11 protein-coding genes are annotated in these 11,802 nt (G+C 59.1%); 3 read left to right on the top strand and 8 right to left on the bottom strand.

Annotated elements, in window-relative coordinates; genetic code table 11:
• The first annotated feature begins 110 nt into the window (after positions 1 to 110).
• Complete coding sequence (gene gluQRS / locus ASTEX_RS06945; protein WP_013478896.1) at positions 111 to 938, top strand: tRNA glutamyl-Q(34) synthetase GluQRS; 828 nt, start codon at positions 111 to 113, stop codon at positions 936 to 938.
• Positions 939 to 992: 54 nt separating this feature from the next.
• Here the strand turns inward: gluQRS and ASTEX_RS06950 are convergent, their stop codons facing one another.
• Complete coding sequence (locus ASTEX_RS06950; RefSeq protein ID WP_013478897.1) at positions 993 to 1,196, bottom strand: cold-shock protein; 204 nt, start codon at positions 1,194 to 1,196, stop codon at positions 993 to 995.
• Between the two features lie 540 nt (positions 1,197 to 1,736).
• Here ASTEX_RS06950 and ASTEX_RS06955 point away from each other — a divergent pair.
• The gene (locus tag ASTEX_RS06955; RefSeq protein ID WP_013478898.1) at positions 1,737 to 2,813 is read left to right on the top strand and encodes an alpha/beta hydrolase fold domain-containing protein; all 1,077 of its coding nucleotides are present in this window, start codon (positions 1,737 to 1,739) and stop codon (positions 2,811 to 2,813) included.
• A 155-nt stretch (positions 2,814 to 2,968) separates the two neighbouring features.
• Here ASTEX_RS06955 and ASTEX_RS06960 read toward each other — a convergent pair whose 3' ends face one another.
• Positions 2,969 to 4,570, bottom strand: coding sequence for an AbgT family transporter (locus ASTEX_RS06960; protein ID WP_013478899.1), 1,602 nt, complete (start codon positions 4,568 to 4,570; stop codon positions 2,969 to 2,971).
• A gap of 267 nt (positions 4,571 to 4,837) precedes the next feature.
• Here ASTEX_RS06960 and ASTEX_RS06965 point away from each other — a divergent pair, with 267 nt between their 5' ends.
• Positions 4,838 to 5,266, top strand: a complete 429-nt coding sequence (locus ASTEX_RS06965) for an RcnB family protein (RefSeq protein ID WP_013478900.1) — start codon at positions 4,838 to 4,840, stop codon at positions 5,264 to 5,266.
• A gap of 620 nt (positions 5,267 to 5,886) precedes the next feature.
• On the opposite strand, the gene dxs is transcribed toward ASTEX_RS06965, so the two are convergent.
• The 6 genes from dxs to ASTEX_RS06995 all read right to left on the bottom strand — a co-directional run bounded on the left by dxs (position 5,887) and on the right by ASTEX_RS06995 (position 11,790).
• Positions 5,887 to 7,809 carry a 1-deoxy-D-xylulose-5-phosphate synthase gene (gene dxs / locus ASTEX_RS06970; protein ID WP_013478901.1) on the bottom strand — a complete coding sequence of 641 codons (1,923 nt, stop codon included), beginning with the start codon at positions 7,807 to 7,809 and terminating at the stop codon, positions 5,887 to 5,889.
• 303 nt (positions 7,810 to 8,112) lie between these two features.
• Positions 8,113 to 9,021, bottom strand: a complete 909-nt coding sequence (locus tag ASTEX_RS06975) for a polyprenyl synthetase family protein (protein ID WP_041658576.1) — start codon at positions 9,019 to 9,021, stop codon at positions 8,113 to 8,115.
• A gap of 4 nt (positions 9,022 to 9,025) precedes the next feature.
• Entirely contained in the window at positions 9,026 to 9,265 is a 240-nt protein-coding gene (locus ASTEX_RS06980; protein ID WP_013478903.1) for an exodeoxyribonuclease VII small subunit, read from the bottom strand.
• Between the two features lie 59 nt (positions 9,266 to 9,324).
• Positions 9,325 to 9,927 (bottom strand): histidine phosphatase family protein, encoded by a 603-nt coding sequence (locus ASTEX_RS06985; protein WP_013478904.1) that lies wholly within the window; start codon positions 9,925 to 9,927, stop codon positions 9,325 to 9,327.
• A gap of 149 nt (positions 9,928 to 10,076) precedes the next feature.
• Positions 10,077 to 11,309 (bottom strand): SAM-dependent methyltransferase, encoded by a 1,233-nt coding sequence (locus tag ASTEX_RS06990; protein WP_013478905.1) that lies wholly within the window; start codon positions 11,307 to 11,309, stop codon positions 10,077 to 10,079.
• 55 nt (positions 11,310 to 11,364) lie between these two features.
• Entirely contained in the window at positions 11,365 to 11,790 is a 426-nt protein-coding gene (locus ASTEX_RS06995; protein WP_041658580.1) for a DUF2177 family protein, read from the bottom strand.
• Positions 11,791 to 11,802: the final 12 nt, after the last annotated feature.

The following is an 11,802-nucleotide window of genomic DNA, read 5'->3' on the forward strand; positions in this document are numbered from 1 at the left end:
GAAGACCGAGCTCCTTCTAGCTAAGCAGCTTATCCACAAGCTCAGTAAGAACCCGATTCCGTAAAAAGAAAACAGTGAAGTTTGGATGACAGCGTTTATAGGAAGGGCTTATGACCTACCGCACCCGTTTTGCCCCCTCGCCGACCGGTTACCTGCATCTGGGCCACGCTTATGCGGCCCTGACTGCGTTTGAGGCGGCGCGCCAGGCGGGCGGGACTTTCCTCTTACGGATCGAGGACATCGACCGAACGCGCTGCCGCCCCGAATACGAGACAGGGATTTACGAAGACCTACGCGCGCTGGGGATGGAGTGGCCTGAGCCACCTTTGAGGCAATCCGATCATCTGGCCGACTATGAGGCGGCGCTGGAGACTTTGCGGACTCGCGGGCTGGTCTATGCCTGTTACAAGACGCGCAAGGAACTTGCGCAAGCCGCGCAAGGTGCCCCACAGGAAGGGGATGCTGTGGCGGGAGACGGGCCGGCCGAGCGCGAACCTTCGTGGCGTCTATCTTTGAAGGCGGCGTGTGAGGCGCTAGGCGCAGAATGGAAGCGGCTGGGTTTTGTCGAGACCGGGCACGGTCCGGACGGCGAAACCGGCCCCCAGACGGCGTGGCCCGAGGTAAATGGCGATGTGGTGCTGGGGCGCAAAGACATCGGCGTTGCCTACCATCTAGCGGTCGTTATTGACGATGCGCGGGAAGGCATAACGCACATCCACCGCGGCCACGATCTGTTTGCCGCCACCCATACGCAGGTCTTGCTGCAACGGCTTCTGGGCCTCCCAACGCCGCTCTATTGCCATCATGCCTTGCTGCTCGACGATCAAGGGCGCCGACTTGCGAAACGCAAAGGATCAAGGAGCCTGCGCGATTACCGGATTGAGGGTATGGACACAGAGGCGATCAAGGCTCTTATCGCGGCGACGGCTAAGGCGTGAAAAAGCCGCCCCGCAGAACGGGACGGCTTTGTTTCAAACGCTGAAACCGATGTATTACAGCAATTGCAGATTGACAGCGGCGGTCTTGCCGCGCTCGGTCTGAAGCTCATAGGAGAGCTTCTGACCGTCCGCTAGGCCTTGCAGGCCCGCGCGCTGAACAGCAGTGATGTGGACAAAGACGTCGTTGCCGCCTTCGGCCGGTTGAATAAAACCAAAACCCTTGGTGGCATTGAACCACTTAACCGTACCTTCGGCCATGTGCTCTCCTTAGTCAAAAGCAGTATCGAGGTGTTCGGGAGCAAATCTCCCCTACAATCGTCGGTCTCGGTAGCGCAGTTTGAGTTCAGGAAAACGGGAAGTCCCGCGTCCGAGCAGTCAGCAGCCAGATAACGAATTGCGTCAGAGAGTAAGACGCAGCTTTGTCAGCCGGTCAAATAAAAATCCCATATAGACCGCGCCCTCCGGCAATAAATCATCGTTACCGATTTGTGATCTCAAAGTTCATTATTAATACTTACTGTTACTGAGCCGAAGTTGCTTGCGCGGCTATGGTATTATCGTGCCAGATGAGACAATGCACCACGTTCAGTCGTAACCCTCTGGATGGGGCACCTCAAGACTGTCATCCGCATTCCCCCGTCTTGCCGTCCCGCCTGATCCGACCTAACACAGTGGTAACCATTGTTTAGAGCGTATTTGGTCACGCTGAATCGAAATACGCTCGAAATTTACGGCTTAACGCGCTTTAATCCAAAAAGTGCGTGAGACTTTTTGGAAAGCGCTTTTTTCAGGTCATCCATGCGTTTGTCGCCACCTCGTCAGTCCGTCCTGAGACGCCTACTTCTGCGTCAGGTCTTGCGCCTGCCCTTCTCCGTACTGAAATTCCTGTCTGGCGGCGGCATTGTGCACGTGGACGGGCGCACGCTCGATACGCAGATCTCCTTCCTATGGAGGACTTTTTTCGCGCGTCCGGATAAGCGCACACCTCTGAGCCTTGTCGGCACCTCGGTCGAAGGGGCGCGCGAAGACTGGCAGGAGGCAGCCGCCCTGATGAGCGTGGGGTCTGAGGTTCGGGTGAAGATCGAAGCCGTCGGCGATGGCGGGCTGATCAACGGCCAACTGGTTCGGCCGCAGCGTATCGACCACAATTCCTATTTACTGGTGTTGTTCCACGATGGTGGAGGGGTGCTGGGCGGTCCGGAACTCAGCCTCGCCTTTGCCAGCCTCCTGGCGCATGAGGCGCATTGTCCGGTGTTTTTGCCCGCCTACCGGTTGGCACCGGAACATCGTTTTCCGGCGGGGTATGACGACGCGCGCCTGGCCTGGGAGTGGGCGCTGGGTAATTTGGGTCGGTTGGGCGCGACGTCGGGCCAAGCGGCTATCGGCGGCATCGGCATGGGCGGCAATATGGCGGCGCGTCTGTGCCTCGATCTGCGACGCGATTTCAAGCCTCTGCCCGTGGCGCAGCTTTTGGTAACCCCTCTGCTTGACCTGTCAGACCCGAACCTCAAAACGAGCCCCTTCGCGCGGAGCTGGCCGATCAGCGCCGCTGATCTTGACCTCATGACTGGCCACTATGCCGGGGCCGGCACGGGCCTGAGCGACGTCGCCCTGTCGCCGCTACACGAAGAGGTGATCAATGGTCAGCCCAGGACCCTGATCGTCTCCGCCGGGCTCGATCCGCTGGCGGCACAGGCCGAACGCTACGCCCTGCGTCTGAGAGAGGGCCGCACGCACATCCTCTATCGTCGCTATGACACCCTGCCTCTGGGTTTCCCGCTGTTTGCCGGGGTGGTTGATCACGCTCAGACTGCCGTGCGCGATATGGCGGCGTTGTGGCGTGAACTGACCACGGACAACCCTGACTCGCCTTGATAGAAGCGGTCTCTTTGCGGGACCGCATTTTTGAATGAACCACAGATTACACAGATGCGATGCCGTCCAAAACGCGTCCATGAGAAAAGACAAGGGTTTGGAACCGACCTCTGATTAAAATAATCTGTGAAATCTATGGTCAAAGCTTCACAAGCCTACCCCGCCGGGGTGTAGTGGACCTGTGCACCCGGCCCAAGCGGCAGATCAAGCGCCACCCAGGCCGCCGTCAGGCCGATCCCCGCCACCATAAAACTCAAGGCGTAGGGCAGCATCAGGGCCAGCAGAGACCCTACGCCCATGCTCTTGTCCCAGCGTCGCGTGAAGGCCAAAATCAGCGGGAAGTAGGACATCAGCGGCGTCATAATATTGGTGTAGCTGTCGCCCATGCGGTAGGCGGCTGTGGTCATTTCAGGCGAAATACCGACCAGCATGAACATCGGCACCACCACGGGGGCCAGCGCCGACCACTTGGCCGAGGCCGAGCCGATAAACAGGTCGAGTATCGACGAGAACAGCAGCACGCTAACCAGCAACAGCGGGGCGGGTAAATCCCATGCTTTGAGGATTTCCGCGCCATTGATGGCGGTGATCGGCCCCAGCCTTGACCAGTTAAACATGGCCACAAAGTGCGCAGCGAAAAAGGCAAACACTAAATAGGGCGCCAGCGAGCGTATCCCTTCGCCCATCATCTTCACCACGTCGTTGTCAGATGTGATGGTCCCGGCCGCGGTGCCAAAGGCGATGGCGGTGGCGATAAAAAGCAGAAAGAAGCCGGCAATTAGGGCGGCATAGAAGGGCTGAAGCTGCGCCGGACCCGTCGCGTCTTCGTTGATCAGCGGGGTATAGCCGGGCCACAGGGCCAGAGCCGCGAACCCGGCCACCACCAACACCGCAACGATCCCGGCGCGTTTCAGACCTTTTTTCTCAGCGGGTGTGATTTCAGATTTGGCCAGTTCGGCCTGAAGTTCGGTATCCGGTGAACCGCCCCATCTGCCCAGACGCGGCTCGACCACCTTATCGGTGATAAACCACGCCACCGGGGTGAACAGACAGACAATGGCGAGGATGAACCACCAGTTGCCGAGCGGATTCATCGTCCAGGCCGGATCAATAATGCGAGCAGCCTCCTGTGTGAAGCCGAACAGCAGCACGTCGATCTGTCCTGGCGTGATGTTGCCAGCATAGCCGCCCGACACAGCGGCAAAGGCAGCAGCAATCCCCACGAGCGGGTGCCGCCCGACCGAGGCGTAGATCAGCCCGGCCAGAGGGATAAACACGACATAAGCCGCATCCGACGCATGGTGCGACACCATGCCGGTAATGATCACGCAAGGGGTCAGGATGGCACGCGGCGCATTGCGCAGGGATGAGCGGATCAGCGCTGAAAACAGTCCTGAGCGTTCGGCCACGGCGGCCCCGTACATGACTACGACCACGACGCCTAACGGTGCAAAGCCGGTAAGGGTTTTGGGCATATCGACCAGTAACCGCCCGATGTTTTCAGCGGTAAACAGGCTGGTCGCCGTATAGGTGACCACGCCATTGTCCAGCGTCGCCCAGTGCGGGGCTTCGTCGCCGTTATAGGGAATGGAGGCCGACCAGCTAAAATGCGCGCCGATGGTCGAAAGCACCATCAGCCCAAGGATGAGCCAAACAAAGATCATCACTGGGTCCGGCAGCAGATTTCCGGCCCTTTCGACCAGCCCCAGAAAGCCTTTGGAACGCCGTATGGCGTCTTGCGATTGCGGCTCGGTCACCCTGCGCTCCGTTTTACTTTAAAACCTCAGGTTAGCGAAGGTTTTGCGTCTGTAAACCGGAACCAATGCGTGCAATCGATGGCAATTCACAAAAAAGATAAAGGAGATAAGGGACGATCTGCTTATCAGGCATCGGTCCACGCTCAATCACTTCTTTATCTCAGGGAAGAGGCGACTGAATGCCTACGCCATATATCCGTTCATGCTCGGTTCAGGCAGGCGGGATTAGTCTGTAATCAAAGGGATGGGGCACGACAGGAGACCGTTATGAAACGCATAATGACTACGTCCTTGCTGGCTATGGTGGCTGGCTCCCTGCTTTTGGCTGATGTAGCGGCGGCACAACCGCGTGACCACGGGCGTTATGATCGCCACGACCGACACGAGCGGTATGATCGCGATGATCGCGATGACAGATACGAACGCTATGACCGTTACGACGACCGGCGCGGACGCTACGACTCGTACCGCAGCTATGATCGCGGTCGCCAATATGGATGGCGCGAACGCTCCGAATGGCGTCGCGGCGGCTACGTGGCCTATCGTGACTGGGACCGGGGCTATGCCATAGATTATCGCCGTCACCGCCACCTCTATGCCCCGCCGCGCGGTTATGAATGGCGGCAGGTCGATGACCGCTACGTGCTGGCGGCGGTAGCCACTGGCCTGATCGCCGCGATTGTGCTCAGCAATTAAGGCCTTGAATGAGAAACGGCGCTCAAATGGGGCGCCGTTTTTATCTCGTCCATATCCGCCATTGGTGCACAACGCCGTTCGATGGAATTTCTTGGGACATCTGCTTTCACCTGTCAGCTCACCTAACTGCTTTCGCATGATGAGTACAGGCATCTGCAAAGGCGTCTCGCGACTCACCCCGACTGGGGCGACCTGATCAAGGGCGGCGGCGGCGTGGGCGCCACTTATTACTGGATCAGATCAGACCCGACCAGAAAACTCTGACGCTGGTTGTCTATCCCAAATCGAAGAAGGATTTCTGACGGACAGTAAAGTCGCCACTCTGGCACAATTGGTGAAGGCGCTATGGTGTACGAGCCACTGCTTTTCCGATCTGATACAAAGCCTCGGGGAGGCAGCAGAAATCACCGCCGGACGGGACGAACCCTCGCGCCGCCCGATGCCACGGCAACGAGGAAACAACTCGGTCCGTCGCAAAGCGAATTTGCGCGTCTAATGCACGTCAGAGTTAAGACCTTGCAAAACTGGGAACAACACCGCCTTAGACCCACTGGAGCGGGGGTCGCCTTGTTCAAGATTGTTTCTAAAGAGCCGGAAACGGCCCTGACAGCCCAGCAGGGTTAAAGCACCGCTGACTTGGCGATGTCGGCCTCGCTGAACCCCAGCGCCTTCATGGCGGAAGCCGCAATTCCCTGCGCATCAAGGCCAGCATCAGCGTACATCTTTTCCGGCTTATCGTGATCCTGGAAGCGGTCCGGCAGGGTCAGGGTGCGGATTTTTAGACCGTTATCCAGCGCGCCCTCACCCGCCAGATAGTGCAGCACAAAGGCCCCGAAGCCGCCCATAGCGCCCTCTTCGACCGTAATCAAGCATTCGTGGTGGCGCGCCAGTTGAAGGATCAGCTCCTTATCCAGCGGCTTGGCGAACCGCGCATCAGCCACCGTGGTCGAAAGCCCGCGCGCACCCAGCAGGTCGGCGGCTTTCAAAGCCTCCGGCAAGCGTGCCCCTAGCGACAGGATGGCCACCTTTGACCCTTCGCGCACGATACGCCCGCGCCCGATAGCCAGGGTTTCCGGTACGGCCGGGATTTCGACACCCACGCCTTCACCGCGCGGGTATCTGAACGCCGAGGGCCCGTCATCGTAGGCGGTGGCCGTGGCAATCATGCGCGCCAGTTCCGCCTCATCCGCGGCCGCCATTATCATCATACCAGGCAGCGTCCCCAGATAGCCGATATCGAACGTCCCAGCGTGCGTCGCCCCATCGGCCCCGACCAGACCCGCGCGGTCGATGGCAAAGCGCACTGGCAGGTCCTGAAGCGCCACATCGTGCGCCACCTGATCGTACCCGCGTTGCAGGAAGGTCGAATAGAGCGCGCAAAACGGCTTCATGCCGTCCGCCGCCAGACCGGCCGCAAAGGTCACGGCATGCTGTTCGGCGATACCGACGTCATAGCAACGCGTCGGAAACACCTCAGCAAAACGGTCAAGTCCCGTGCCCGACGGCATGGCGGCGGTGATGGCCACCACCTTCGGGTCGATCTGCGCCTGCTTAATCAGCTCGGCGGCAAAGACTTCAGTATAGCTAGGGGCATTCGCCTTCGGCTTCGCCTGCTCACCGGTGATGACGTCGAATTTCGCGACGCCGTGATACTTGTCAGAGGCGGCTTCAGCGGGGGCATAACCCTTGCCCTTTTGCGTGACCACGTGCACCAGCACCGGGCGGTCGGTGATGTCGCGCACGCGCTTAAAGACCGACAAAAGGTTGTCCATATCGTGCCCGTCGATGGGCCCGACATAATAAAAACCAAGTTCCTCAAAGAAGGTGCCACCGGTCACGTAGGTGCGCGAAAACTCCTCGCCTTTGCGCACCATCTCAAACAGCGCACGCGGCAGGCGTTCGGCAACGCTCTTGCCAAAGCGGCGCACGGCTTGATAGGCGCCGCCGGAGACCAGATTGGCCAGATAGGCGCTCATTCCGCCGACCGGAGGCGCGATCGACATATCGTTATCGTTTAGAATAACCGTCAGATTCCTGGTAGTTTCTGCGGCATTGTTCATCGCCTCATAGGCCATGCCGGCCGACATCGAACCATCGCCAATGACAGCCACGACCTTATTCGTCTCGCCCTTATGGTCACGCGCCGCGCAAAAACCCAATGCAGCCGAAATCGAGGTGGCCGCATGTGCCGCGCCAAACGGATCATAGGGGCTTTCCGAGCGTTTGGTGAAGCCGCTAAGGCCGCCGCCTTGGCGTAAGGATCGGATACGCTCGCGCCGTCCGGTCAGAATCTTGTGCGGATAGCACTGATGACCGACATCCCAAATCAGAATATCGCTGGGCGTTTCAAATACATGGTGCAGCGCTACGGTCAGCTCGACCACGCCCAGCGCCGAGCCCAGATGCCCCCCCGTCTTCGACACCACATCAATGGTTTCGGCGCGCACCTCGTCGGCCAGCGTCTTCAGCTCAGCGGCGGACAGATGGCGGATCGCTTCCGGGACCGTCAGCGTGTCCAGGACCGGCGTTTCGGGTTGTGGCATAAGCGGTGCACTCACAGGCCGGATCAGAACCGGCAATGGTTTTGTTCGTCTCTAGTGTCCTGAATCTGAAATTCGCATTGGCCTGATATCGCCCTCTGGCGGATTTCAGATTCTACGGGATACTAGCTACTTATTGTAGCCAGTATCGTTTTGAATATGAAGTTCGCACAGTTGTCGATATCCGAATGAAGCGAACTTCATATTCACGATACTAGCATAACCGACATAAAACTGCGGCAAGGTTTTGTCCAGTAGCGACGGCTTTCCGTTACTCTGCGCAGATCTCAGGGGAGAAACTCACACTTAGCTCTGCCGCTTAAGCACAAAATCAACGCTATCGCGCAGAATGTCCGCATCAGTCCCGAAAACCTCCAGCCGTGCCTTACACTGTTCTGACAGGAGCCGCACCCGCGCCTTCGCCTCATCCAGTCCCAAAAGCGTGACGAAATTGGTCTTGCCCTTGGCCGCGTCCTTGCCACCCGCAGCCTTGCCCAGCAGGTCCGGATCGCCTTCGACGTCCAGAAGATCGTCGGCAATCTGATAGGCCAGACCCAGATCCTGCGCAAAATGGATCAGGGAATTGGCCTCTTTCTCTGGAGCATCGGCAATAATGATCGGAATCTCGAACGCATGGACAATCAGGGCGCCGGTCTTCATACGCTGCATTCGCGCCACACCGCCCAGATCATCAGACACGCCGATCAGGTCGATCATCTGACCGCCGGCCATGCCCTGCGCCCCCGAAGCCAGAGCCAGCCGCGAGATCAGCTCCACCCGCACCCGCGGGTCTTCATGGGTATCTTCGGAAGCCAGAATCTCAAACGCCACTGTCTGAAGCGCATCCCCGGCCAGCACCGCCGTCGCCTCATCATAGGCGCGATGCACGGTAAGTTGCCCACGGCGGATATCGTCGTCGTCCATGCACGGCAGGTCGTCGTGCACCAGCGAATAAGCGTGGATACATTCCAGCGCGCACGCCGCCCTCAGCACTGCCTGAGAATCCGCATCGAACAGACGCCCGGTTTCCAGCGCAAAAAACGGTCGAAGCCGCTTGCCCGGCCCTAAAGCCGCATAGCGCATAGCCTCGGTCAGCCGCGACTCAAACCCCTCGGCGCGCGGCAAAAGCTCATCGAGCGCCATGGTCACCAGATCGGCGGTCTCCTGCATCCGTTCATGCAGCGGCGGCAGGTCGGAATTGGCGGCGACCGGCATCACCTCAGTTGAACTCCGCCGGAGCCGTGCCTTCGACCTGACCGGTCTTGGACAAGGTGATCTTTTCGACCTGAAGGCGGGCGGCCTCAAGGCGCTCCTCGCACAAGGCCTTCAGCGCAGCACCGCGTTTATAAAGTTCCAGAGACTTTTCCAGCGGGGCCTGACCAGACTCAAGCTCCGCCACGATGCGCTCAAGCTGGGCCAGCGCGTCCTCAAAAGACAAAGTTTCGGCGGGTACGGTCATCATTGGCCTTTCGTTACGCAATTAGGGTAAGGAGGAGGGTGGCGTTCAGCCAGGGCCACTCAGGCGCGTCGCTCATAGCGACGGCAGCCCCAGTACTTAAACCCCTGCTCGCACGTTTGGCTATAGCCTAATTTTCCCAATTCGAGCGAAATCATCCAGTTGAAATAGCCGTGGGCCAGAAGCAAGACGTCGTCACCCGTCTGCGCCTTGTCGTGCAGCAGGCGCGCGGCCGCCGCGGCGCGGGCCTCGGCCTGTTTGCGCGTTTCCTCGCCCGCATGGTGATTGAAGGCCCACCACCAGAAACGGGAAATCCCGCCCCAGTATTTAGGCGAAAAAGTCAGGAAGTTCGGAAAATTCGGCGGCGGCAAGGGCGCTTCGATAAATAGATCAAGCGACTCAAAAGGCTTGTCCTTGCAAACCGCGCGAGCCGTTTCAATGGAGCGTTGCAGGGTCGAGGAGTAGACATAGCCTGCCTCTTGTGCCCATTTGACCAGTTGTGGCGGCGGAATTTGCCCTTCCAGAAGCCCGGCCAGCGTATATCGCCCCCACCAGTCGCGATAACCGGCCGCCGTCAGCTTGACGCGCCGCGAAAGGGCCGGTTCGCCGTGCCGCACGAGGGTAATCGCCCCGTCTTGCTTCTGCGCTGTGCCGCTCTTGGCCAAACCGCTGCCTCTCTGACAGGAATCGAAAACGATTCCCGCTCCGTTTTAGTGAGAGGTTTGGTAGCCCGCCCAATGGGGGGAGACAAGTGCTTAAATGCGTCCTGCACAGGCGGTATGGGACGCGCCGGACCGGCAAGATGCCGGGTAGTTCAAGCTTTCTGAAGCGCGAAATGCACCACGTCGGTACGCTCAGTGCGGAAGCCCGCTTCGCAATAGGCGAGATAAAACAGCCACATTTGGCGGAATGCTTCATCAAAACCGATGATGCGCCCCTCGCCCCAGGCCGCATCGAAGCGCCGCGCCCACATATTCAGCGTGCGGGCATAGTCGTGGCCGAACGACTGCTCCGACAGAACCGACAGACCGGCCCTGGAACTATGGCTTCGCAGCTTGCACGGCGACGGAAGCATACCGCCAGGGAAGATATAGCGCTGAATGAAATCCGGGCGCTGACGGTAATCTTCGAACAGCTCGTCACGGATGGTGATGATTTGCAGCGCCGCTTTACCGCCCGGCTTCAGGCAGTCTGACACCTTGCGGAAATAGGTGTCCCAGTACTCCATCCCGACCGCCTCAAACATTTCGATAGAGACAATGGCGTCGTATTCGCCCGTCACATCGCGGTAGTCGAGCAGCTTGATTTCGACCTGATCGGACAGCCCCAGCCGCTGCATGCGCGCGACCGCATAGTCGTGCTGAGATGGCGAAATGGTCAGGCAGGTAGCCCTGGCGCCCATCCGGGCGGCGTATTCGGCAAAGCCTCCCCAGCCGCAGCCGATCTCGAGCACGTTCTGCCCCGGCTTAAGATCAACCAGTCGCGCGAGCGCCGCGTACTTAGCCGTTTGCGCCCGCTCAAGGTCGTCAGTGCCTTTGAACAGGGCTGACGAATAGGTCATGGTGGCGTCCAGCCACTCGCCATAGAAAGCGTTGCCCAGATCGTAATGGGCAAAGATATTGCGCCGCGCCCCTTCCTTGGTGTTGCGGTTGAAGCTGTGCAGAAGGCGACTCATCATCTGCATAAAGGGGTTACCGATAAAAAAGCGCGTCAGCCGGTCGATGTTCAGCGTGAACACTTCGAGCAGGTCCGGCAGGTCGGGCGTGTCCCACTCACCAGCTACGTAACCGTCGGCAAAACCGACATCACCCGCCGACAGCACGCGACGCAGGAAGCGGAAATCATTGACCTTTAGCACGCCGTGCGGGCCGGGCTCACGCCCGCGGATTTCAAATGGCGTGCCATTGGGCAGAATGATGTCGAGATTGCCGCGATGCCAGTTATGTCGCAGCGTCTTCAACGGCCGCCGCAGCGGCTTCGGTACCACATGCAGATCAGCGTTCGTTGTGGCAAAATGGGGTCCGAGGGTTGTCGAGGTGCTGGACATAGGGCCGCCTCCGTCTGAGTTTTTTATTATAAAGAAAACGCGCGCTGCAAAAAATCTATATCTTGACGAGCCGCCCGGTGAACACGACCAGATGCGATGCGGCCGTGGTCAGCGCGGCGCCCCAGATCATGTCGATCACCACCAGCTTGAAGGACCAGTCGCGGATCACCGCCATCGCTGTGAGATTATAGGTGCCATAGGCCATCAGCCCCAACAGTGCCGCACTGACAGTCAGTGACCATCCAGCGGCCAAACCATGAACCGGCAACTGTCCGGACAAGGCCGGATAGGTCAGGAACCACGTCACACCAAGACCATATAGCAAGTAAAACGCTACGGCAGCCGGTATGTTGATACGCGTAGCCATCAGACCGCCCATCAATGGCTTATACAGAGGACCGGCGGTGAGAGTCAGCCATACGGTGTCAATGACCGCAAACGCGATCAGGGTCAGGACGAGCGCGCTCAGAAACATCTTCATGCCTCACCTTTG

This window comes from Asticcacaulis excentricus CB 48 (assembly GCF_000175215.2).
Classification (GTDB): Bacteria; Pseudomonadota; Alphaproteobacteria; order Caulobacterales; family Caulobacteraceae; genus Asticcacaulis; species Asticcacaulis excentricus.

Coding starts and splice junctions, on each gene's coding strand:
- gluQRS (WP_013478896.1), top strand. CDS start 111: ATGACCTACCGCACCCGTTTTGCCCCCTCGCCGACCGGTTACCTGCAT.
- ASTEX_RS06950 (WP_013478897.1), bottom strand. CDS start 1,196: ATGGCCGAAGGTACGGTTAAGTGGTTCAATGCCACCAAGGGTTTTGGT.
- ASTEX_RS06955 (WP_013478898.1), top strand. CDS start 1,737: ATGCGTTTGTCGCCACCTCGTCAGTCCGTCCTGAGACGCCTACTTCTG.
- ASTEX_RS06965 (WP_013478900.1), top strand. CDS start 4,838: ATGAAACGCATAATGACTACGTCCTTGCTGGCTATGGTGGCTGGCTCC.
- dxs (WP_013478901.1), bottom strand. CDS start 7,809: ATGCCACAACCCGAAACGCCGGTCCTGGACACGCTGACGGTCCCGGAA.
- ASTEX_RS06975 (WP_041658576.1), bottom strand. CDS start 9,021: ATGCCGGTCGCCGCCAATTCCGACCTGCCGCCGCTGCATGAACGGATG.
- ASTEX_RS06980 (WP_013478903.1), bottom strand. CDS start 9,265: ATGACCGTACCCGCCGAAACTTTGTCTTTTGAGGACGCGCTGGCCCAG.
- ASTEX_RS06990 (WP_013478905.1), bottom strand. CDS start 11,309: ATGTCCAGCACCTCGACAACCCTCGGACCCCATTTTGCCACAACGAAC.
- ASTEX_RS06995 (WP_041658580.1), bottom strand. CDS start 11,790: ATGAAGATGTTTCTGAGCGCGCTCGTCCTGACCCTGATCGCGTTTGCG.